This window comes from Geothrix sp. (assembly GCF_030219325.1).
In the GTDB taxonomy this organism is placed as follows: Bacteria; Acidobacteriota; Holophagae; order Holophagales; family Holophagaceae; genus Geothrix.
In genome coordinates, this window is record NZ_CP126625.1 from 3676688 (window position 1) to 3697759 (window position 21072).

General features: G+C 65.9%; 22 protein-coding genes. 20 read left to right on the top strand and 2 right to left on the bottom strand.

The window, feature by feature from the left end; all coding sequences use genetic code 11:
- Positions 1-54 precede the first annotated feature (54 nt).
- The 20 genes from QOZ81_RS16425 (at position 55) to QOZ81_RS16520 (ending at position 17051) form a co-directional block, all read left to right on the top strand.
- Complete coding sequence (locus QOZ81_RS16425; protein ID WP_291203690.1) at positions 55-474, top strand: hypothetical protein; 420 nt, start codon at positions 55-57, stop codon at positions 472-474.
- A 161-nt stretch (positions 475-635) separates the two neighbouring features.
- Complete coding sequence (locus QOZ81_RS16430; protein WP_366083019.1) at positions 636-1262, top strand: DJ-1/PfpI family protein; 627 nt, start codon at positions 636-638, stop codon at positions 1260-1262.
- Between the two features lie 108 nt (positions 1263-1370).
- Complete coding sequence (locus QOZ81_RS16435) at positions 1371-1958, top strand: dihydrofolate reductase family protein (protein WP_291203684.1); 588 nt, start codon at positions 1371-1373, stop codon at positions 1956-1958.
- Positions 1959-2066: 108 nt separating this feature from the next.
- Positions 2067-2426 carry a nuclear transport factor 2 family protein gene (locus tag QOZ81_RS16440; RefSeq protein WP_291203681.1) on the top strand — a complete coding sequence of 120 codons (360 nt, stop codon included), beginning with the start codon at positions 2067-2069 and terminating at the stop codon, positions 2424-2426.
- 130 nt (positions 2427-2556) lie between these two features.
- A complete protein-coding gene (locus QOZ81_RS16445) occupies positions 2557-2943 on the top strand; it encodes a VOC family protein (protein ID WP_291203679.1) in 387 nt (128 codons plus the stop codon).
- Complete coding sequence (locus tag QOZ81_RS16450; RefSeq protein ID WP_291203677.1) at positions 2940-3167, top strand: GDCCVxC domain-containing (seleno)protein; 228 nt, start codon at positions 2940-2942, stop codon at positions 3165-3167. The genes QOZ81_RS16445 and QOZ81_RS16450 overlap by 4 nt, the downstream gene beginning before the upstream one ends.
- Before the next feature lie 554 nt (positions 3168-3721).
- Positions 3722-4096 carry a hypothetical protein gene (locus QOZ81_RS16455; RefSeq protein ID WP_291203674.1) on the top strand — a complete coding sequence of 125 codons (375 nt, stop codon included), beginning with the start codon at positions 3722-3724 and terminating at the stop codon, positions 4094-4096.
- Positions 4097-4200: 104 nt separating this feature from the next.
- Positions 4201-4743: a DUF2059 domain-containing protein gene (locus QOZ81_RS16460; RefSeq protein ID WP_291203671.1), complete on the top strand. Its 543-nt coding sequence runs from the start codon at positions 4201-4203 to the stop codon at positions 4741-4743.
- 53 nt (positions 4744-4796) lie between these two features.
- Positions 4797-5276 (top strand): SHOCT domain-containing protein, encoded by a 480-nt coding sequence (locus QOZ81_RS16465; RefSeq protein ID WP_291203668.1) that lies wholly within the window; start codon positions 4797-4799, stop codon positions 5274-5276.
- 122 nt (positions 5277-5398) lie between these two features.
- Positions 5399-5773, top strand: coding sequence for a DoxX family membrane protein (locus QOZ81_RS16470; protein WP_291203665.1), 375 nt, complete (start codon positions 5399-5401; stop codon positions 5771-5773).
- 599 nt (positions 5774-6372) lie between these two features.
- On the top strand, positions 6373-8061 hold the full coding sequence (locus QOZ81_RS16475; RefSeq protein WP_291203662.1) for a metallophosphoesterase: 1689 nt from the start codon (positions 6373-6375) through the stop codon (positions 8059-8061).
- On the top strand, positions 8058-9089 hold the full coding sequence (locus tag QOZ81_RS16480; protein WP_291203659.1) for a hypothetical protein: 1032 nt from the start codon (positions 8058-8060) through the stop codon (positions 9087-9089). Before QOZ81_RS16475 ends, QOZ81_RS16480 begins: the two co-directional genes overlap by 4 nt.
- Positions 9090-9099: 10 nt before the next feature.
- On the top strand, positions 9100-9978 hold the full coding sequence (locus QOZ81_RS16485; protein WP_291203656.1) for an acetoacetate decarboxylase family protein: 879 nt from the start codon (positions 9100-9102) through the stop codon (positions 9976-9978).
- The gene (locus QOZ81_RS16490; protein ID WP_291203653.1) at positions 9975-10466 is read left to right on the top strand and encodes a hypothetical protein; all 492 of its coding nucleotides are present in this window, start codon (positions 9975-9977) and stop codon (positions 10464-10466) included. The genes QOZ81_RS16485 and QOZ81_RS16490 overlap by 4 nt, the downstream gene beginning before the upstream one ends.
- Positions 10466-10855 (top strand): hypothetical protein, encoded by a 390-nt coding sequence (locus QOZ81_RS16495; protein WP_291203650.1) that lies wholly within the window; start codon positions 10466-10468, stop codon positions 10853-10855. The genes QOZ81_RS16490 and QOZ81_RS16495 overlap by 1 nt, the downstream gene beginning before the upstream one ends.
- Positions 10852-12372, top strand: a complete 1521-nt coding sequence (locus tag QOZ81_RS16500) for a patatin-like phospholipase family protein (protein ID WP_291203647.1) — start codon at positions 10852-10854, stop codon at positions 12370-12372. Before QOZ81_RS16495 ends, QOZ81_RS16500 begins: the two co-directional genes overlap by 4 nt.
- Positions 12373-12374: 2 nt before the next feature.
- Positions 12375-13970, top strand: coding sequence for a GMC oxidoreductase (locus QOZ81_RS16505; protein ID WP_291203644.1), 1596 nt, complete (start codon positions 12375-12377; stop codon positions 13968-13970).
- 72 nt (positions 13971-14042) lie between these two features.
- Positions 14043-14207, top strand: a complete 165-nt coding sequence (locus tag QOZ81_RS16510) for a hypothetical protein (RefSeq protein WP_291203642.1) — start codon at positions 14043-14045, stop codon at positions 14205-14207.
- A 180-nt stretch (positions 14208-14387) separates the two neighbouring features.
- Positions 14388-15386, top strand: a complete 999-nt coding sequence (gap, locus tag QOZ81_RS16515) for a type I glyceraldehyde-3-phosphate dehydrogenase (protein WP_291203639.1) — start codon at positions 14388-14390, stop codon at positions 15384-15386.
- Positions 15387-15575: 189 nt separating this feature from the next.
- The gene (locus QOZ81_RS16520; protein ID WP_291203636.1) at positions 15576-17051 is read left to right on the top strand and encodes a hypothetical protein; all 1476 of its coding nucleotides are present in this window, start codon (positions 15576-15578) and stop codon (positions 17049-17051) included.
- A 48-nt stretch (positions 17052-17099) separates the two neighbouring features.
- Here the strand turns inward: QOZ81_RS16520 and QOZ81_RS16525 are convergent, their stop codons facing one another.
- Both QOZ81_RS16525 and glgP read right to left on the bottom strand, forming a co-directional pair.
- Entirely contained in the window at positions 17100-19373 is a 2274-nt protein-coding gene (locus QOZ81_RS16525; RefSeq protein WP_291203633.1) for an alpha-amylase family glycosyl hydrolase, read from the bottom strand.
- A gap of 30 nt (positions 19374-19403) precedes the next feature.
- Positions 19404-21056: an alpha-glucan family phosphorylase gene (glgP, locus tag QOZ81_RS16530; protein WP_291203630.1), complete on the bottom strand. Its 1653-nt coding sequence runs from the start codon at positions 21054-21056 to the stop codon at positions 19404-19406.
- Positions 21057-21072 lie beyond the last annotated feature (16 nt).

Below are 21072 nucleotides of genomic sequence, written 5' to 3' on the forward strand. Positions count from 1 at the left end.
CCCCTCCCGAACCCTGTCGTCTAATACTAGTTAGGCATCCCTACTGAGGCAAAAATGACCAACGATGTTCAGCATTTGAAGCTTTTGACGATTTTCCATTATGTAATGGCAGGGCTCACTTGCCTACTTTCATCGTTTTTCTTGTTTCACGCCTTTATCGGTTGGTCGGTGATGCACGGAACCGGACCATTCCGTGAAGCCGCCAAAAGCGCCCCTCCACCCGGTTTTGGAATCATGTTTTTCGCCGTCGGAGTACTTGCCGTTTGTCTCGGCTGGCTGTTCGGAGCCTCAATTGCATATGCTGGCTATTCGATCGCGAAACGGAAGCATTACCTTTTCTGCCTCATAATCGCCGGATTGATGTGCGGGTTGTGCAACCCAATCGGAACGGTCCTCGGGGTCTGCACATTCGTCATTCTGCTCCGGCCCTCCGTAAAGGAAATATTCCAACAAGACACTGTACCCACGGAATGAAACTATCGTCGGTGCCTGGCTGCCTAACCCTCCGCTCAAGTCGGACCCCGCCTGCATTGCCTTCCGCTCTCTGCCACCTTCTTAATTCCTCGGCTTCGCTCGCTGGCTCGGTGCGGGTGCGACCACGGAGCTTCCTCCCCTAGGGGCCCGATATGAGCGCGATGAGCTTTGGCGTCCTGGTCTTCAATCAAGTTGAGGAGCTCGACTTCGTGGGCCCCTGGGAAATGCTCCGGATGTGGAGCAAGCTTGCCGACGGTCCCGACACCTGCCTCATCGTGAGCCAGTCTCTCGATGCGGTCGTTTGTGCGAAGGGGCTGTCCATCAACCCCCACACCTCCTTCGCCGACTGCCCAGCGCTCGACTACTTGCTCATCCCCGGGGGTCAAGGCACGCGGCACGAGGTGAACAACCCCGTGCTCATTGATTTCGTCGCGACTCAAGCAAAGAGCTGCAAGGCCGTGCTGTCCGTCTGCACGGGCTCGTTCCTGCTGCACGCGGCCGGTCTGCTATCCGGCAAGACGGCCACCACTCACTGGGGTTCGCTGGACCGCCTGCGGGCACTCGGAGACGTCTCGGTCGTGGAGCAGCGGTACGTCCAAGACGGCAGCGTTTGGTCGTCCGCAGGCGTGTCGGCGGGCACGGATCTCATGCTTGCCTTTATTGCGAGCGTCGCCGGGGAAGAGGCCGCCGGTAAAGTCCAGTCTGGCGCAGAATACTATCCATCCTCAGTTCGGTACGGCGGCTTTGAAAACCAGGCTCACGCACCCGCATACCTCCGCGGCACCTGACCCGCCGCTCAGGCCGGGCCCCAGCCGGCTCATTCTGCGCTGGGCAGACGGCACACACCCCTTGATGTCGAGACCTTGGTGTTGGCACCCCAGATCACGGAGGCTCCCATGAGACAGCTCAAGATCATCGAACACATCTCGCTGGACGGCGTGATCCAGCATTCGGCCGATGGTGGTGATTTCCCCTACAGCGACTGGACCGCGCCCTATCGGACCCCCGCTGGCCGGGAAGCCGTCACGGCCGCCCATGGCGAGCGCTTCGATCTGCTGCTGGGCCGTCGCACCTACGACATCTGGTCGGGCTTCTGGCCGAAGGCGCCGAGCAGTCCGATCGGGGACCGCCTCAATGCGGCCACGAAGTACATCGCGACCCACCGTCCGGAAAGCCTTGACTGGGGCCCCTTCGAGGGCCTTGGACCGGACCTCGTCGAGGACATTCGCCGCATCAAGTCGCAGGAGGGCCCGGGCCTCATCCTCTCGGGCAGCTCCACGCTGACCTCGACGGTGCTCGAACATGGCCTGGCGGATGAGGTTGTGCTGATCGTCTCGCCGGTGCTGTTGGGCACGGGGAAGCGCTTCTTCGCGGAGGGAACCCCGGCCCGCTCCTTCGAGCTCGTCAGCACGCACGCCACGCCGTCTGGCGTCATCCTCAATGCGTACAAGGTCGTCGGGCCTTTGAAGACCGGAACGCCGTAGCCTGGCAGGCATGAAAGATGTGCCTGCCCATCGTTGCACTCGGAGCTGCCGCAGGCAGCAGCGCCGGTGAGCGCCTTCGTTAGCCCCCATTCATAGGACGCCCGGACCATGAAACCCAAAGAAGTGGTTGCCGCGTGGGTCGATGCCTTCAACAGGGCTGATGCGGCAGCCTTGGCCTCCTTCTACTCGGAAACCGCCATCAACCACCAAGTCGCCGAACGGCCCGTTCAGGGCCGTCCCGAAATCTACCAAATGTTCACCGCCGGGTTTGCCACTGCGAAGATGGTTTGCATCGTAGAGGCCATCTTCGAGGACGGTGAATGGGCCATCCTCGAATGGCGAGACCCGCTCGGCCTCCGGGGTTGTGGGTTCTTTCATGTTGTTGGTGGCCTGATCGTGTTCCAGCGTGGCTACTGGGACAAATTGAGCTTCCTGCGCCAACGCGGCCTTCCCATTCCAACCCATTGAACATTCCCGTCATCATGCTCATGCGGGCTGGCCCTTGGCTCAATTCGGACGCCGCCGGCATCACCCTCCTGCAGCAGAGCCGCAGCCAGCAGAAGCATTCCACTCCCCACCACCGCGCACCGGAGGTCCCATGAAACGAGTCACTGGCATCGGCGGCATCTTCTTCAAGGCCAAGGACGCCCCATCCCTGCGGGCCTGGTACAAGCGGCACCTGGGCATCGATGTCCAGGCCTGGGGCGGAGCCGCCTTCGACTGGACTGACGCCGAGGGCAAGCCGGTGGCAGGCACCACGGCCTGGATGATCGATCCGCAGGAAAGCGACCACTTCGCCCCGAGCCCCGCTCCCTTCATGGTCAACTACCGCGTGGAAGACCTCCACGCCCTGGTCAAGGCCTTGATAGAGGAGGGCTGCCACGTGCTCGAAAACACGGACGATTCCGAGTATGGCAAGTTCGCCTGGGTCATCGATCCCGAGGGAAACAAGATCGAGCTGTGGCAGCCGCCTCAGGGCCAATGAGCGGGCCCGTCCTGGAATCCGTCATCACCTGTCCTGGGTGCGGCCACTCCAGGCCCGAGACCATGCCGACCGAAACCTGCCGGTGGTTCTATCAATGCACCCATTGCGCCGTCATGCTTCGTCCAAAACCAGGGGACTGCTGCGTGTTCTGTTCCTACGGATCGGTCCCATGCCCTCCCATCCAGGCCCGTGGAACCTCAGGGGACGCCTGTTGCGGGGCCTGACCCTCCGCTCAGCCCGGACCCCGCCCCCCTGCCTTCCGCACCCTCTCCTCTTCGCGCGTCCTGAGCTTCGCTTGGCGCCGCGGCACAGGCAGAGTCGATCAGCCTCCGTCGGGCCACCCGGTGACAACTCGTTCCAAAACAACCCTGGAGCCGTTGGTGAGATGCGATCGGTTTTCGTGACGGGGTTCGTGTTCATGCTTGCCAACCGGTTGAAGTGATCCATTCGTGGAGACCTCCACCCGGGCCGACCAACCGGCCGCGGTCCCATCGCCGGCGTTGATCCTCTCGCCCTCGGGCCCGGGCCGCTTCGTCCTGTTCGCAGGTGCAGGGGGCGGCTGGCTGTTCATCGGGGGTTCGGCTGTATGCTGGGCATCGGTCGCGGGGTCTCGGCCATGGTCCGATGGGTCCCATTCGCGAGACCCGCCAAACCATCGGCCTCCCTGGCCCCAAGCATCCTGGGGCTTTTGGGGACCCTTCATGGCCCTCAAATCCCTCCTGACTCTGAGTGGCTGCGCCCTACCCCACCTGCAGCCCTTTCTCCTCTGGAGCATTCCTTGATCACGAGCCCCCCCCGTGTCTGCGCCATCGCCACCCTCGGTTTCCTGCTGGGCTGCGCTTCACCCCACACGCTGACGCAACGAACGCCGGTCCTCGAATTCACCACGCCGTTGTCACCCAGGGAGGTGGCAAGCCGGATCTCCAGAGAATGGTCGAAGGAGCTCGCCAACATCAGCACCCTCCTCGATGGCGACGGATACCTGATCAGCTACATGCATCCCTTCGCCGGAGCGGATGCCACCGTCTCCATCCAGCCGAGCGGAAGCGGGTCGAAGGTCCGCTACTTCGAGCGGATGCCCTCGCTGACCCCGGCCTGGATGTCGGCTCCGGTGAAGGGTTGCAACATCCAGGCGGCGGAAAAGGCGTCCTGATCCCGCGTCAGGACCCTTCGCCACGGCCTTCACGACCCGGTCCGTCCGCCCCTGCCTTGGCCCTGGGCCACCCGCCCCCCACCCCTTCCTCCCCGGAGGCCCCCTTGCCCAGCCCCCGCACCCGCGCGGCCCTGCTCTTCGCCCTCGCACCATGCCTCCTGGCCCAGGCACCGGAGCCCCAGAGCGGCCTCGACCTGGCCCAGGAGGTCATCGAGGCCTACGGGGCCAAGCAGCGGTTCTCCGCCGCCATCCAGGGCCAGCTCCAGACCTTCAAGGCGCAGAACCCGAACCTGCCCGGCGCCCAGATCGAGGCCTTCGCCCGGGAGGTCACCAAGGATGAGCTGTACGTCCGCCTGGCCCGGACCCTGGAGGCGGCCTTCACCGTGGATGAGCTGAAGGCACTGCTCGTCCACTTCCGGAGCAACGGCTGCCGGAAGGCCTTCAACGACCCCGCGCTGGATCCGAAGACCCTGACCCCCGAGGACCGGCTCGACATCGACCGCTTCCTGAAGTCGCCGGTGGGCGTGAAGTTCAGCGGGGAGTGGCCGCGGCTCAAGCAGGCCTTTGCGGACATCGGCCGGCAGTGGGTGACCGATGCCCTCGAGCGGGTCCGCCAGGCGCCCGCGAAGAAATCCGGCCACCATTAGGGAGCGGCCCCCCGGGCCTGCCCTTCCATCCCCGCCTGCACCTGGAGTCCCCCATGCGCCGAGCCGCCGCCCTGCTCATCGTCCCCGCCTTCTTGTCCGTGGGTTGCACCCGGCCCGACCTGGACGTCACCAAGATCAAGGTCGGGATGACCAAGCGGGAGGTCCTTGAGCGGGTGGGCAACCCCACGAAGCGCACCGAAGTCGATCTCCACACCGACCTGCACGAGTACGAGGCCTACGACCGCTACGGCGCCATCAAGATCAACAGCCGCTCCCTGTTCGTGCGCTTCGTGGACGGCAAGGTGGAAGCCGTGGGCACCCTGGAGGACCTGAAGGCCGGGCGCTCCGTCCTCCGCACCGAGGCATCGAAGGCCAGCCCCGCCAGCGCCCCCTTGGCCGCGCCGAGCGCCCCGGCCTTCGACCTGCGGACGGAGCTGGAGAAGCTGGAGAAGCTGAAGAAGGACGGGCTCATCAGCGAGGCGGAGTTCCAGGAGCTGCGCCAAAAGGTCCTGGCCAAGGCCAAGGCCCAGTAGCGACGGCCCGATTCCGGCCCTTGCGGCGGCCCCGGCCCCGGCTACCATTGATGTGATTTTTTGCATCAATGTCGCGGGGGCCGCGGGCCGCCCGCCTTTCGGGCCTCGGCCCAGGAGCCGCCGTGAAGATCGCCGTCATCATCGTCCGCACGCTCATGGGGCTGCTGTTCCTCTTCGCCTCGGTGACCTACCTGTTCAAGCTCATCACGCCCCCGGAGCCCACGGGAGCCATGAAGACCTTCAGCGCCGGCCTGGAGGCCGCGCGCTACCTCATGCCCACGGTGAAGGTCCTCGAGCTGACCTGCGGGCTGGCCCTGGTGACGGGCCGCTTCGTGCCCCTGGCCACGGTGCTGCTGGCCCCCATCATCGTGAACATCCTGCTGATCCACGCCTTCCTGGGCCCCGAGGGCCTGCCCGTGGCCATCTTCCTGGTGCTGGCCAACGGCTTCCTGGCCTACCACCACCGGGAGAGCTACCGGCCCCTGTTCCGGGCCTGAGGTCCGGCCACTGGCGTCAAGCCTGCGGCCGGCCCCCTGACTGGGGCCCGATCATGGGCCCCAGCCCAGGCCTTGAATTTCGACGGCCCTGGGACCCTTGGGTCGAAATGGCCCCACCCTGGGTGAAATCAGTGTAACTGCTGGAAAAGCACGCGTTGAGTGGCTGGTTCCCCGATGGGGCTGGGTCATTAAATTTCCATTCTGGAATTTTGCTGCTTTTTACTATGTCGTGGACATACAGGGCCTTGGTTCTGGCGAATGAAGTTGGTCCATACCTTGCTGTGGCTTCCGGTGTCCTGCCACCCCTGGTGCCGAATGACCGCCCCCTCCACGTCAGCCCCGAGTGTGTCGGGTCAAGGCAACCCGGAAGTCAGACCTGGGCGACCCGGGGCTGCCTCTCTGAAGACCCGGCGCAGCCTGGATCTTTGCTTTGACCGTGGGCTTTGGCTCGGGTTCGGCACGGAACCTGGAACGCAGGTCCGCGAGCAAGAATTGAGGGCGGCTTGACCTACCCTGTGCCGTCCGGTGCACCCCTGCCCACACCACCAGACTGGACGGGTCATTCCCCGTCCACGCTGGTACCGGTGGAGCCGCAGCCCATGACGGACTGGTTCCATCCGGCCCAGCTCGCCGCCACGGCGATCCAGGTGGTCATCTCCACGGTGCTGGGCCGGCAGGCGGATCATCGGATTCTGGAGGCCCTGGCCGCCGGACCCATCGAAACCTACGACTACAGCGCTGGGGACACATTCACCTTCGACTATGTGGCGGATACGGGCGACGGGTGGGATTCCACCTACACCTTGGCCTACCACCTGGCCCAGCCCGGCCTGCATCTGCCCGAGGGGACCGGCACGCGGACCCTGCCCAGGGGCCAGGTGCTCCTGTTTGGCGGGGACGAAGTCTACCCCGTAGCCAATCGGGCCCAGTATGAGAAGCGCCTGGTGGGCCCCTTCGAAACCGCCATGGCGTTGAGTCCCGACCAGAAGCAGGCTCCCCACGTATTCGCCATTCCCGGAAACCACGACTGGTACGACAGCTTGGTGGCCTTCACCCGGCTGTTCATCGGCAAGAGCTGGTTCGCCGCCTGGCAGAGCCGCCAGACGCGGAGCTACTTCGCCCTGAAGCTGCCCCATGGCTGGTGGCTGATGGGTGTGGATGTCCAACTGGATTCGGACCTGGATGCCCCCCAGGTCGAGTACTTCGAGCAGGTCGCCAGGACCATCCCCGAGGGGGACCGCATCATCCTCTGCCTGCCCGAACCCCACTGGATCTACCAGCAGGAACGAGATACCGGCCACTGGGATCGGGCATCCTGGGAGCGGCCCCAGTCTGATTCCCCCGGATCGCAGCCCATCCGCTCCAACCTGGACTACCTGGAACGCAAGCTGTTCAAGAACCAGGTGGCCGTGATGCTGGCCGGGGACCTCCACCACTACCGCCGCCACGCCCACCCCGATGGCCGCCAGAAAATCGTGGCCGGCGGCGGCGGTGCGTTCATGCATGCCTCCCATCCGTGGTCCCAGACCCCCTTGGCCGATGGCTCTCAGCTCAAGAGCGTCTGGCCCCCGACCTCCGAATCTCGGGCCCTCGTCTGGGGCAACCTGAAGTTCCCCCTGCTCCATTGGCCCCTGGGCCTGCTCATCGGGCTCTGCTACCTGCTGATCGATTGGACATTGCAGGTGGACCTTTCCGGGTTCCGTTTCTCGGAGTTCGGCTCCGCCCTGGGCCAAGCACTGCTGGAAGTCCTGCGACGTCCCGGGGGCGCATTCCTGATGCTGGGCCTTCTGGGTGCCTTCATCCTCTTCGCGTCTCCCGAGAGCCGGCGCTTCCGGTGGATCGCAGGCCTGGCCCACGGGCTCGGCCACCTGCTGCTCTGTTTCGTCCTGGGCTGGGGAGCCACCCGTCTCACGGTGGTGGCCTGGGGCCAGACCTACCAGAGCTGGAACCAGCTCCTTCTTGGCGGTGCCCTGGTGTTCCTGGGCGGGGCGATCCTGGGGGCCCTGCTCTTCGGGCTCTACCTGGCCCTCTCCCTCAACGTCTTCGGCCGCCACTGGACCGAAGCCTCCAGCGGCCTCGCGATTCCGGACTGGAAGAACTTCCTCCGCCTCCAGATCGGGTCGGACGGCGCCCTGAGCATCCATCCCATTGGGTTCCGGCGCATCTCCCGCCGCTGGAGGGCTGGCGCGGCAGACCCCACGGGACCTCGCCTGGAGCCGGATGATCCTGCCTTCACAGGACCGGAATACATCGAAGCACCGATCCAGGTGCCGGGACGGCGACCATGACGATCCTTCCCGAGACTTCCATCCCCTTCACCGCCGGTGACGGGCGCGCCCTGCGCTTGCGCCGGCTGGGCCTGGCCGACGAGGCCCCGAAGGGTCCCGTGATGCTCGTGCATGGCGCTGGAGTCCGCTCCAGCATCTTCCAGGCTCCGGTGAAGGAGAACCTGGTCCAGCGCCTGGTGGCCGAGGGCTACGACGTCTGGTTAGAGGATTGGCGCGCCAGCATCGACCTGCCGCCCTGCAATTGGACACTGGACCAGGCGGCCCTCTACGACCATCCGAAGGCCGTGCAGAAAGTGATCGAAGTGACGGGCCGCAACCAGATGAAGGCCATCATCCACTGCCAGGGCTCCACCAGCTTCGCCATGTCGGCCCTGGCCGGGCTGGTGCCCGAGGTGGACACCATCGTCACCAACGCCGTGTCCCTGTGCCCGGTCATTCCAGCCTTCTCCCGGTTCAAGCTGGCCTTCACCCTGCCCCTGGTCCACCGGATCATGGATGGCCTCGATCCCCAGTGGGGCGAGTACGCGCCGGACTGGAAGGCCAAGCTCATCCGGGCGGTGGCGGTGTACACGCACTTCGAACGCGAGAACGCCGTCAGCAAGCTGGTGAGCTTTACCTACGGGTCGGGCCATCCCGCCCTGTGGCGTCACGAGAACCTCAATGAGGCCACCCTGGACTGGCTGCGGCGCGAGTTCGCCCGCGTGCCCCTCAGCTTCTTCGAGCAGATTCGCACATGCGTCCGGGCCGGCCACCTGGTGAGTGTGGATGGGCGTCCGGGCCTGCCTGCGGATTACGCTGCTGGCCCGCTGCGCACCGAAGCCCGCTGGACCTTCCTCGCGGGGGAGCTGAACCGCTGCTTCCTGCCAGAGAGCCAAGTGCGGGCCCATGCCTTCTTCGATGCCCGGCAGCCGGGGCGTCACCGCCTTCATCTGTTCCCGCGCTACAGCCATCTGGACATTTTCATGGGCCAGGCGGCCAGCGAGGATGTCTTCCCCGTGATTCTTTCGGCCCTGCAGGGCCAAGGTTGAGGCGGTACCCATGGGCGTTCCCTCCCGAGTTCTTCGCGCCACTGGCCGCCATGCACTGGTGGATGGCATTCCCTTCCAGCTGCCCGTGCTGTGTGAGGAAAGTCCGGCCCTCTTTGCGGTCTTCCCCATCGATGCAGACAAGGCCAGGGCCCTGCTTCCGGGCAACGAAATCCATCCTTTGCGTTTTTGGAACAGGGGGCTTCTGGTGGTCTCGGTGATGGACTACCGCAAGACCAGCATCGGAAAGTACATCGAGTTCAGTGTGGGCATCGCCTGTACCCGGGGACCCAAACCCGCCCCCCGTCTCCTTCCGGCCCTCCTGCCCTGGTTCTTCAACACCGGCCAATTCGTGGTGGAACTGCCGGTGAGTACGGAGATCTCCACCAAGGGCGGCAAGGGCATCTGGGGCATGCCCAAGCACCAGGGCAGCCTGGACTACCAGATCACGGATCAAACCGTGAGCAGCCAGTACGATCTGGATGGCCAGCTGGGCATCCGGATCTCCATCCAGCGACCGGGCCGAGCCTGGCTTCCCCTTTCGGTGTCTGCCTCCAACTATTGCGCCTACAGGGGCATGATCTGGAAGTCCAACCTGCACTTCAAGGCCAAGGCCGGGCTGACGATGTTCAAGAAGGGCATCGCGGAACTGCTCATCGGCGACCATCCGCGTCTGGCGGCCCTGAAGGGCCTGGGGATCGGGAAGGACGCCCTCTTCGCGGCCTTCATCCCCTCCGCCCAAGGTGTCCTGGATGATCACGTGGAAGGCTGGTTCTACTCGGAGCCAAACCCCATCACCGCCCGCCCCGAAGGGTTCGAGAGCGTGGTGAACCTTGGCCTGGGCCAGGACTGGCCGCCGGCCCCAACCGCGAACGGAAGGAGATCCCAATGAAGCAGCCCTGGACCATCGCCACGAATCTGGGCCTGATGCTGGGCTGCGTCTCCATCTACATGGGCGTGGGCTGGTTCATGTGGGTCATGTCGTTCCCGTCGGCACCCCTTCTCACACCCGACAACATGGCCGTGGTCATGCTGCCCCAGGTGGCCGCCGCCACGCGCCTGTTCACCTTCCTCGTCACCCTGATGGTGATCTGCGAGTCCCTGCTGATCTGGCAGCTCTGGCATACCCCCTTCAGGGTCTGGGCCCTGCTCGCTCTCATCCTTCTGGTGGCCGCCACAGGGGTGCACGTCACCTACTTGAAGCCCATCAATGACGAGCTGGCCAGCCACGCTCCCACGCTGGCCCGCCTCCAGGAACTGCTGATCCCGTGGGTCCACTACAACCGGATCAAGGTGATCCTCTGGAATCTGGAGTGGCTGAACATGGCCGTGATCCTGCTGCGCCAGAGCGCGGGCTACTTCGCGGCAAAGGCGGCTTGATGACCTCGCCACGGCTCCGACTGGTCCTGCTGATCATCGCGGTCCTCACCCTGATCAGCGGGGTCACCCAGATGCTGCTGCCCGCCGTCGTCCTTCACCTGGTGGGCGGACCGGACAACCCCGGCGCGCGCCACTTCTTCGGCATCGTGGGGATGTTCATGGTCCTCTTCGGCGGCCTGGCCTTCCAGTCGCTTCGGGCACCGGAGCCCCAGCAGACACTGCCCCTGCGGTGGGCTGCCCTCCAGAAACTGGGCGCCTCCATCGCCGTGGGCCTGGGGTTCCTCCATGGCCTCTTTGGCCCGCTCGCGATGCTGGTGGCCGGTTTCGACCTGCTCTCGGCGGTGCTGTTCTTCGCCTACCTGCGCCACCTTCCGGGACGGCTGCCATGACCCGCTGTCACTTCGCCGCGCCTCCGGGCGAGGGGCCCCGTCGGTCCCTGCTGCTGGCGGGGGGCGGGATGCGCGTGGCCTGGCAGGCGGGCGTCCTCTTGGCCCTGGACGAGGCGGGTGTCCGGTTCCAGCACTTCGATGGCGCTTCCGGGGGCACGCTGAACCTGGCCATGCTCCTCTCGGGACTGACACCCCTCGAGATGGTCCAGCGCTGGCGGGCTCTGGAGCTCGGGGACTTCATCTCGCTGCTGCCCCTGGCGGACTACCTGAAGGGCGCCTGGCCCGCCCTGGGCGACGCGGACGGCGTGCGCGACAAAGTCTTCCCCAGCCTCGGCATCGACTTCGATTCGATCGGGGCCTGCGAAGGCCTGAGCGCCACCTTCAATCTCTGCAACTTCACTCGGAAAACCCTGGAGGTGGTGGAGCACACGGCCCTGGAACCCGACCTGCTGGTGGCCGCCATGTCCCTGCCCGCCTTCATGCCCGCCGTCCACTGGAAGGGCATGACCTATACGGACGCGGTGTGGATCAAGGACACGAACCTGTGGGAGGCGGTGAAGCGCGGAGCCGAGGAACTCTGGCTGCTCTGGTGCATCGGCAACACGCCGACTTACCGGGACGGGGCCTTTCCCCAATACGTCCACATGATCGAAATGAGCGCGAACGGCGCGCTCTTCGAAGAGCTTGACCGCATTCGCGATCTCAACGACCGGATCCAGCGGGGCGACTCGCCCTTCGGCCAGCGCCAGCCCATCCAGCTGCATGTCATTAAGCCCGCCCAGGCCCTGCCCCTGGACCCGGATTTCTATCTGGGCCGAGTGCGGGCGGAGTCCCTCGTCGCCCTGGGCCACCGCGCCGCCACAGACTACCTGAGCCGCTGCAGCCCCGTCGGGCTTCCCCTCACTCCGGAGGTCACCACCATGATCGATGCAGCTCCCGGACTCTCCTTCCGCGAAACCATGTCGGGTCCCTTCAGCCTTGGCCAGCAGGATCCGCAGGCCGGCGCTGACGCCCAGGGCCCGACCCTCGCCATGCATGCCACGGTCTTCATCCAGGATCTGGACCGCTTCCTGTCTGACCCGACACACCTGGGCAGCCTCAGCGGCACCATCGACTACGCCCCCTTCGGAGCCCCGCTCGAGGCCCACCATGGCGTCTTCCGGCTGTTCTCGCCCACCGATGAGCCGAACACCCAGTACATGGTCTACGAGCTGGCCTTCGAGAAGGATGGCGAGCCCCACTATCTGGCCGGGCACAAGGTGGTGCGCCAGGATCCGGGCTTCGACATGTGGAAGGACACCACCACCCTCTACACCAAGCTCCACAGGGGCCCCGATGCCAAGGGGGAGGTGGTGGGGGCGGGGGTCCTCAGCCTGGGCATGACGGATCTGCTCAAGCTCCTGAGCACGGTTGAGGTCCCGAATGCTGACCCCGCCCAGCGGGTGAGCACCCTCGCCAAGTTCGGGACCTTCTTCCTGGGCGAGCTCTGGAGTACCTACGGCAAACACCTGAGGTGAACATGGTCTGGGACGTGCTCGTCATCGGAAGCGGGTTCGGAGGCGCCATCGTGGGCAGCCGCATGGCGGAAAAGGGCGCCAAGGTACTGATGCTGGAGCGGGGGCGCTGGTGGGACAAGGCCGATAAGCCTGGCCGTAGCGCCTATCCCCGGGGCATCGGTGATCCCTGGCTCTGGAACCAGTCGGCCCCCGAGCGGGAGAACGGCTGGATCGATTTCAGGAATTTCCAGCACATGAGCGTGGTTCAGGGCGCCGCCGTGGGCGGCGGCTCCCTCATCTACGCCAACATCAGCACCGAGGCTCCGCCCTCGGCCTTTGAGGGAGGCTGGCCACCGGAGCTGACCTATGCGGAACTCAAGCCCCACTACGACCGGGTGGCCGCATTCATGAACGTCATGCCCATTCCCGAGGGGCAGTGGACCGAGCGCATGAAGTTCATGCAGCGTTCCGCCGCCGCCATCGGCGAGCCGGCACGGTTCCGGCCCCTGGAGCTGGCCGTGTCCTTTGATCCCCAGTGGCGCTATGCCCCGGACGGATCCACCGAACGGGTGGAGATCTCCCGCCGCTTTGTCAACGCCCAGGGCGAGGAGCAGGGAACCTGCGTGCACCTTGGCAACTGCGACATCGGCTGCGAAGCCGACGCCAAGAACACCCTGGACCGCAACTACATTCCCATGGGCGTTCGGCACGGAATGGACGTGCGACCCCTCCACCTTGTGCGCAACATTGAGCCCTGCCCCGGGGGAGGCTATGTCGTCCACTTCGACCGCATCCAGAACGGACAACTGATCCCCGGGGAGGAGAAGGCCCGCCAGGTGGTGGTGTCCGCGGGCTCCCTCGGCTCCACGGAACTCCTGCTGCGCTGCCGTGACGAGCACCGCACCCTGGAACGCCTGAGCCCCAGACTGGGCGAGGGCTGGTGTAGCAATGGCGATTTCCTCACCCCGGCCTTCTATCCGGACATGGCGCCCCTCCACCCCAGCAAGGGACCCACCATCTCCAGCACCATCTCCTTTCTGGATGGCAGCCAGGGCGAGCGCTTCTGGATCGAGGATGGGGGCTTCCCGAACCTGCTGGCGGATCAAGCCCGGAACCTGGGCGGAGGCCGGATTCGCAACCTGCGCGCCAAGCTGCTGGTGGACGTCCTCCAGCGGCTGCTCCGGGCTCATCCCGAGCCCTTCCCGCACGTGATGCCCTGGTTCGCCCAAGGCATGGACCGGGCCGAAGGCGTCATGGCCCTCCGCCGCCGGTTCTGGATCTTCGGACGGCGGAGCCTGCATCTGGACTGGGAACTGCCCAGCGGCAAGCCTGTGGTGGACGCGATCATCGCCATGCACAAGCGGCTGACCGAGGCCACCGGCGGCACCTTCCACGCGCCTGTGAACTGGAATGTGGCGCATCACCTCGTCACCCCACACCCCCTGGGTGGCTGCATCATGGGCCGCGGACCCTCCGATGGGGTGGTGGACCACGCAGGCCGGGTCTTCGGCCACGAGGGCCTCTACGTGGCCGATGGCGCCATCATCCCCCGGGCCCTGGGCGTCAACCCCAGCCGCACCATCGGGGCGCTTGCCGAGCGAGTGGCGTCACTCATGTAGGCCCGTGGGCTCCTGACGCACCTCCCCGGCCGGTTCTCGCGTCCCCCGGAGGGAGGCCCTGGCGGCCCCCGTGTGGATGCTGGCGGTTGGGCCCACCAGCCCGATGCCACCGGCGTGGCCCACCTGCCCTGGACGCTCCCCGGCGTGGACCTCGGGCCCCGGGGCTTTCCGGCGGACGTGGCGGTGGCGCCCGGCACGGCGTCTGCGCCCTACGCCCGGGCGAACCTGTCCACCTGATCGCCCGGTGGTCTTCCCTGGGCCTTCCATGCCGCCTCGAGGCGCGAATCCCGGGCATGCGGAACTTGCCGGCCCCAAGACCCCCTTGGAGCCTGGCGATGGGAGGGCCATCATGAAGGTTGGCCTGTCGGGCCTTGGCCCGCCGGCGCCGATCGACCCTTCTTTCCCAGGAGCAGACCCATGGCCATCAAAGTAGGCATCAACGGCTTCGGCCGCATCGGACGCATGGTGTTCCGCGCCGCGGTGCAGAACTTCCAGGACATCGAGATCGTGGGCATCAACGATCTGCTGGAGCCGGAGTACCTCGCCTACATGCTGCAGTACGATTCCGTGCACGGCCGCTTCAAGGGCACCATCGCCGTGGAGGGCACCACGCTGATCGTGAACGGCAAGAAGATCCGCCTCACGGCCGTGAAGGATCCCGCCGAGCTGAAGTGGAACGAGATCGGCGCGGACGTGGTCATCGAGTGCACGGGCCTCTTCCTCACGCAGGAGACCTGTCAGAAGCACCTCGCCGCCGGCGCCAAGAAGGTCATCCAGAGCGCCCCCAGCAAGGACGACACCCCCATGTTCGTCTTCGGCGTGAACGACAAGACCTACGCGGGCCAGGCCATCATCAGCAACGCCTCCTGCACCACCAACTGCCTGGCCCCCGTGGCCAAGGTGCTCAACGACGCCTTCGGCATCAAGCGCGGCCTCATGACCACCGTGCATGCGGCCACCGCCACCCAGAAGACCGTGGACGGCCCCAGCAACAAGGACTGGCGCGGCGGCCGCGGCATCCTGGAGAACATCATCCCCAGCAGCACCGGCGCGGCCAAGGCCGTGGGCAAGGTCATCCCCGAGCTGAACAAGAAGCTCACGGGCATGGCCTTCCGCGTGCCCACCAGCGATGTGTCCGTGGTGGATCTCACGGTCGAGCTGAACAAGGAGACCACCTACGAGGCCATCTGCGCCGCCATGAAGGCCGCCTCCGAGGGCCCCATGAAGGGCGTGCTGGGCTACACCGACCAGAAGGTGGTGAGCACCGACTTCCGCGGCGAGAGCTGCACGTCGGTCTTCGACGCCGAGGCCGGCATGGCGCTGGATGGCACCTTCGTGAAGGTGGTCAGCTGGTACGACAACGAGTGGGGCTACTCCAGCAAGGTGCTGGAGATGGTGCGCGTCATCTCGAAGTAGGCGGATCAGGGAAAAGCCCCAATAGGCGGAGGTTCGCGGAGAAAAGCGGAGATGGTTCTTTTCCGCTTTCCTCCGCTTCTCTGTTGCCCTCCGCTTTAAAAATTCCTTTTCAGAAATTCACCGCCATTCATTGGATTGTCCCTGTGGACCTGCTGGAATGCAGGGGCTCTTCCCTTCCAGGAGGCACCTGTGCTGCGATCCCTGCTGCTGCCCGTCCTCATCCTGCTGGGTGGAGCCGCGCTCCCGGCCGTGGCACAGACCAGCCCCGCCGCGCAGATCCCGGCGGACCTGCCCAGGGGCGAGCGGTGGCTGAGGCATTTCAGCGAGGACCTGCTGCCGTTCTGGAACGTGCCGGACGCCTGGGGCTCGCCCCGGGGCGACTTCCCCACCTTCCGCGCCAACGACGGCAAGGCCGTGGACTGGGCGAAGCCGCCCGCGGAGCTGGCGGAGGCGCCGGGCTGGATCAAGGAACAGTTCGGCCGTGAGTACGTGCGCATGAAGTCGCGCCAGACCTACTTCTACGGCGTGGCCTACCACCTGACAGGTGATCCCAAGATGCTGGCCCTGGCCCGGGACGGCGCGGCCTTCATCCGCAGGCGGGCCCTCGATCCGAAGACCGGCAGCGCCGTGTCCTACTGGGAAAAGGGCGTCCCAAAGCCCGAGGTGCTGGCCCGCACCACCCAGGACCTGGCCTATGCCCAGCTGGGCCTGGCCATGTACTACTACCTGACCCGGGACGAGGCCACGCTGCGCGACATCAAGAAGCTCAAGCGCCACATCTTCGCCCAGTACTGGAACCCCCAGTGGCAGGCCCTGCGCTGGGTGAAGAAGGAGGGCCCGGACGGCGAGCACCTGCGCCAGGAGCTGGTGGCCCAGCTGGACCAGGTGAACGCCTACCTGCTTCTGCTCACGCCCATCCTGCCCGCGGCGGACCGCAGGGAATGGACGGCCGACCTCAAGCGCCTGGCCCAGGCCATGGTGCGCGACTACCACGACGCGGAGCGCCACCTCTTCTGGGGCACCATCCACGACCCGGCCCAGAAGCAGCTGGGCTCGCGGCACACGGACTTCGGCCACAGCGCCAAGGCCTACTGGATGCTGGAGCGCATCGGGCGGCTCACGCAGGATCAGGCCCTGGTGGGCCTGGCCACCAGCGGCGCGAGGGCGGTGCTGAAACAGGCCTACCTGCCGGAGTCTGGCACCTGGGGCTCGCGGCTGCGGCCGGACGGCAGCGTCGGCACCGGGAAGGAGTGGTGGATCTACGCGGAGCTGGACCAGCTGGCGGCCACCCTGGCGCTGACGGACCCGGCCCAGGCCGCGCCCCTGCCCCGCACGGCGGACTTCTGGTTCAAGCGCATGGTGGATCCCGTGAACCACGAGGTCTGGGGCGGCACCGGGGGTGCCCCCGACTTCGAGCCCTGGCAGGGTCCCAAGATCCACCAGTGGAAGAGCGGCTACCACTCGGCCGAGCATGCCCTGGTGGGCTACCTCACGGCCCAGGCCCTGCATGGGGAGGCAGCCACCCTCTACTTCGCGCCTCCCAGCACCAAGGTGCTTCTGCGGCCCTATGTCTTCGAGGGCACCGCCGCCAGCCGCAGCAGCGAAGCGCTGCCGGGCTTCCCGGGACGGCGGAAGGTCGAGGTCGCCTTCACCGGGCTGAGGTAGGCCGGGCGAAGGGCTTATGAAACCTTTCCTTGCCTCTATCTGAGGCGGCTACTTCCGGATGATGGCCGAGGTGAGGGCGGGGAGGGTGACGGTGCTGGTCCCGCCGGTGGTGATGATGGTGACGGCCGTGCTTCCCAGGGGGATGGGGGTCAGGCCCGCCTGGACGCCATCCGCCAGCAGGGAGGCGGTGCTGAGGTCCATGCCCGCATTGAAGGACTGGGCGCTGGTGCCGGCGTTGTGGAACACGAAGAAGGTCGAGGCATCCACGGTGGAGGCCACACACTTGTAGCCGAATGCCAGGGTGCTGGAACCGACGCCCACCGGGTCGATGCGGGTGAGGTTGGCGGCGCGGACGCCATCCGGCAGGCGGAAGGCGTTCGTGCTCTTCCGGATGGCCGTGAGGCCCTGGACATAGCTGTAGAGCTTGTAGCCGTTCTGGGTGGCGTCGTAGTTCGTGAAACCGCCGGTGATCGGATCGCTGGCATAGACCGTGGACCACTTCACCAGGTTGATGGCGTCCGAGGCGTTGTAGGAGTTGTCCACGAAGGAGCGGTGGGAGCCGGTGCTGGACTTGGTGTTGGCATAGCCGCCGGTGGTCTCCTTGGTGCGGAACATCTCGTCCCCGGCGTGGAGGAAGGCCAGGCCCTGGGAGGTGAGCAGCACGGCATAGCCCACCTTGGCCCGCTTCAGGAGCTCCGCGTCGCCGGTGGCATCCTTGGTCACGTTGGTGGCCATGGCGAGGACGTCGTAGAGGCAGAGGTTGTCGTGGCAGGTGAGGTAGCTCACCACGTTGTTGGTGGAGCCCGGCGCGAAGCCGTTGGTGGGCAGTCCGGCAACGTTAGAGAAGAGGTTGGCGGGGCTCTGGCCCGCGCCCGACAGGAAGGCCGCGGCGCCATCGCTGGGATAGCCGTTCTTGAAGATCTGCCGGTAGCTGTCGGAGAACATGGCGATGTTCTGGCCGGTGAAGGCGGTCGCGTGCACCTGGTCCGCCCCGCTGGTGGCGGCACCGTTGTAGTCGGTGGCCACGCCACTGTAGAAGCCGTTCCAGCCCTCGCCCAGGAAGACCACCTTCGGGTTGAGGGCCGCGGCGGCATTGTAGGCGGACTGCACGGTCTGGGTGTCCAGCACGCCCATGAGGTCGAAGCGGAAGCCATCCACCTTGTACTCGCCCACCCAGTGGGCCACGGAGTCCACGATCACCTTGCGCACCATCTTGGCGTCGGAGCGCACGTCCTGGCTGCCGGCGCCGTTGTTGCTCGTGCTCCGGTAGAAGTAGCCCTGGATGCCCGAGTCGCCCAGGACATTGTTGTTGGCCGTGTGGTTGTAGACCACGTCCAGGATGACCCCCATGCCCTGCTTGTGGATCTCGTTGATGAGGGTCTTCAGCTCGTTGATGCGGGCGGCGGGATCCAGGGGGTTGGCGGAGTACATGCCCGAGGGCGTGAAGTAGTTCTGGGGGTCGTAGCCCCAGTTGTAGTTGGCGCCCACGGTCTTGGTGATGTCCAGCTCGCGGGTGCGGATCTTGGTCTGGTCGTAGTTGTAGTTGGCCAGGGGGCAGAGCAGCTGAACATGGGTGACGCCCAGCTTCTGGATGTGGGGCAGCATGGCCACCAGGCCCTTGTAGGTGCCCCAGGTGGTGCCGTTCGCAAAGGCGGCGCCCAGGTTCGGGTCCACGGTGAGGTCGCGGATGCCCGCCTCGTAGACGATGGCGTCCCGGTTGGAGGCGTAGGCGTAGGGCACCACGGTGGTGCCATCCGGGCCCTTCATCCGGGAGCCGTCGAAGTAGTTCGCCGCGCCCACATAGGCCCAGCCGCCATCCGGCAGGGTGGTCGCCGGACTGAGGATGGCGCCCTTGCCGATGCTGTCCCCGGGGATGGTGGTGCCGTTGGCGTGGACCCACTGGGCCATGGATTTGGCGTAGGGATCCAGCACGTACTCGCTGCCCACCTTGTAGACGTAGAAGGTCTGGGCCGGGAGGGGGATGGAGCCCGTGGACCAGACGCCGCCGGCGCCCCGGGTCATGGCCACGCTGGCCGCAGGTGAGCTCAGGGCGTCGTTCCAGCTGGCGTACAGGTACAGGCTCACTGCGCCGGCGTTGGGGTTCCAGTAGTTGAACGTGACGTTGGCGCCGCTGAGGAGGGCGCCCAGCTGGGTGTTGGGCACGCCGTAGAAACTGGTGTCCGCGGGCGTGGCGTTGGCATCCTTGTCCATGGCCATCGCGTTCGGCGTGGAGGGCGTGGAGCCCCCGCCACCGCCGCCTCCACCGCAGGCGAGGAGCAGGATCAATCCGGAGGCCGAGAGGGAAGCTAGCAGGCGTGTCATGGGACCTCCAGATCGAAACAGGGCTGGAACCTAGCGGGTGGCCCGCTTGTACATCCGGCTGTAGTACTCGTCGAGCATGCGCTGGACGCCGAAGGCATCCCGGGTGCTCTGGATGGAGGCGACCATCATGTCCACCCAGGTGCCGTGGCGGTCGTAGTAGGTGGGCAGCACCTCGTCGGCCAGCACCTTCTTGAAGGCCTTGAAGTCGTGCTTGTCCAGCACCGCCTCCTCCTCGCTCTCGAAGCCATCGCCGAACTGCCAGCCGTTCACGCCGTGCTGGCAGGCCTCGGGCCACCAGCCATCCAGGATGGAGAGGTTCAGCACGCCGTTCATGGCCGCCTTCATGCCCGAGGTGCCGGAGGCCTCCTTGGGCCGGCGGGGGTTGTTCAGCCACACGTCCGAGCCGCGGGTGAGCATACGGCCGATCTCCATGTCGTAGTTCTCGAGGAACACCACGCTGTTGGGGTAGCGCTTGGACATCTCGAGGATGTTCTCCACGATCTTCTTGCCATTGTCATCCAGGGGATGGGCCTTGCCGGAGAAGACGATCTGCAGCCTGCCGCTCTTGAGCAGAGGTTCGATGAACTTGCGGTCCGTGAAGATGAAGTTGGAGCGCTTGTAGGGCGCGGCCCGGCGGGAGAAGCCGATGAGCAGCTGCTCGGGGTCAAGCTTCACGCCGGTGCGCTGCTCCACGAAGGCGATGAGCTTCTTCTTGTTGTCCAGGTGCGCCTTCCAGAGGGCCTCCTTGGCCTTCTTCGAGCCGTCGCAGGCGGCGGCCAGGTCCAGCATCCGGGGATCCACCCAGGTGGGGCGGTGGATGGCGTTCGTGATGCCGATGATCTCGCAGCGGCCGGAGATGTCCTTCCACATCTTGTTGGCGGTCACCCGGTGCAGGTCGGCCACGGCATTGGCGATGCGGGAGAGGTGCAGGGCCCCCACGGTCATGTTGAAGGGGCTGCCGCCCAGCTGCTTGAGCTGAGCCTTGTTGAGGCCCAGGTTGGCGCCCATGTACAGGAAGCGGTCGATGGGGTGGGACTCGTTGCCCTGCACGATGGGCGTGTGGGTGGTGAAGACCACCTCTTCACGGGTTTTGGCCAGGGCGGCATCAAAGGTGGCCCCCTTGACCATGCGCTGGTGCATGAGCTCGAAGCCGGCGAACAGGGCGTGGCCCTCGTTGAAGTGGTAGACATCGGGCTTGATGCGCAGGGCCTGCAGGGCCCGCACGCCGCCGATGCCCAGCACCATCTCCTGGGCCACGCGCTCCTCGCCAAACCAGCCGTAGAGCTGGCCCGTGATCCAGCGGGACTCGCCGTCGTTCTCTTCGATGTCCGTGTCCAGCAGGTAGAGGGAGTCCACCCCGAAGGTGTTCACGCGCCAGACCTTGATCTTCACGGGCTTGCCCTTGATCTCGATCTCGACGAGAACGCCCGTGTCCTCCAGGAACTCGTGGTTGCCGCTGCGGTAGGCGTCGTAGACCTTGCCGGACTCCGCGTCCACCATCTGCTCGCCGTAGCCCTGCTTCCAGCGGATGCCGATGCCCACCATGGGATAGCCGTGGTCCTTCACGCCCTTGAGGTAGTCGCCGGCCAGGATGCCCAGGCCCCCCGCGTAGATCTTGAACGGGCTATCGAGGGCGTACTCCATGCAGAAATATGCGACCCGGGGCAGCTTCTTCACAGACATGAGGACTCCTTCGTCG

Coding starts and splice junctions, on each gene's coding strand:
- QOZ81_RS16440 (WP_291203681.1), top strand. CDS start 2,067: ATGAAACCCAAAGAAGTGGTTGCCGCGTGGGTCGATGCCTTCAACAGG.
- QOZ81_RS16490 (WP_291203653.1), top strand. CDS start 9,975: ATGAAGCAGCCCTGGACCATCGCCACGAATCTGGGCCTGATGCTGGGC.
- QOZ81_RS16465 (WP_291203668.1), top strand. CDS start 4,797: ATGCGCCGAGCCGCCGCCCTGCTCATCGTCCCCGCCTTCTTGTCCGTG.
- QOZ81_RS16435 (WP_291203684.1), top strand. CDS start 1,371: ATGAGACAGCTCAAGATCATCGAACACATCTCGCTGGACGGCGTGATC.
- QOZ81_RS16500 (WP_291203647.1), top strand. CDS start 10,852: ATGACCCGCTGTCACTTCGCCGCGCCTCCGGGCGAGGGGCCCCGTCGG.
- QOZ81_RS16445 (WP_291203679.1), top strand. CDS start 2,557: ATGAAACGAGTCACTGGCATCGGCGGCATCTTCTTCAAGGCCAAGGAC.
- QOZ81_RS16505 (WP_291203644.1), top strand. CDS start 12,375: ATGGTCTGGGACGTGCTCGTCATCGGAAGCGGGTTCGGAGGCGCCATC.
- QOZ81_RS16480 (WP_291203659.1), top strand. CDS start 8,058: ATGACGATCCTTCCCGAGACTTCCATCCCCTTCACCGCCGGTGACGGG.
- glgP (WP_291203630.1), bottom strand. CDS start 21,056: ATGTCTGTGAAGAAGCTGCCCCGGGTCGCATATTTCTGCATGGAGTAC.
- QOZ81_RS16495 (WP_291203650.1), top strand. CDS start 10,466: ATGACCTCGCCACGGCTCCGACTGGTCCTGCTGATCATCGCGGTCCTC.
- QOZ81_RS16525 (WP_291203633.1), bottom strand. CDS start 19,373: ATGACACGCCTGCTAGCTTCCCTCTCGGCCTCCGGATTGATCCTGCTC.
- gap (WP_291203639.1), top strand. CDS start 14,388: ATGGCCATCAAAGTAGGCATCAACGGCTTCGGCCGCATCGGACGCATG.
- QOZ81_RS16485 (WP_291203656.1), top strand. CDS start 9,100: ATGGGCGTTCCCTCCCGAGTTCTTCGCGCCACTGGCCGCCATGCACTG.
- QOZ81_RS16450 (WP_291203677.1), top strand. CDS start 2,940: ATGAGCGGGCCCGTCCTGGAATCCGTCATCACCTGTCCTGGGTGCGGC.
- QOZ81_RS16425 (WP_291203690.1), top strand. CDS start 55: ATGACCAACGATGTTCAGCATTTGAAGCTTTTGACGATTTTCCATTAT.
- QOZ81_RS16475 (WP_291203662.1), top strand. CDS start 6,373: ATGACGGACTGGTTCCATCCGGCCCAGCTCGCCGCCACGGCGATCCAG.
- QOZ81_RS16430 (WP_366083019.1), top strand. CDS start 636: ATGAGCTTTGGCGTCCTGGTCTTCAATCAAGTTGAGGAGCTCGACTTC.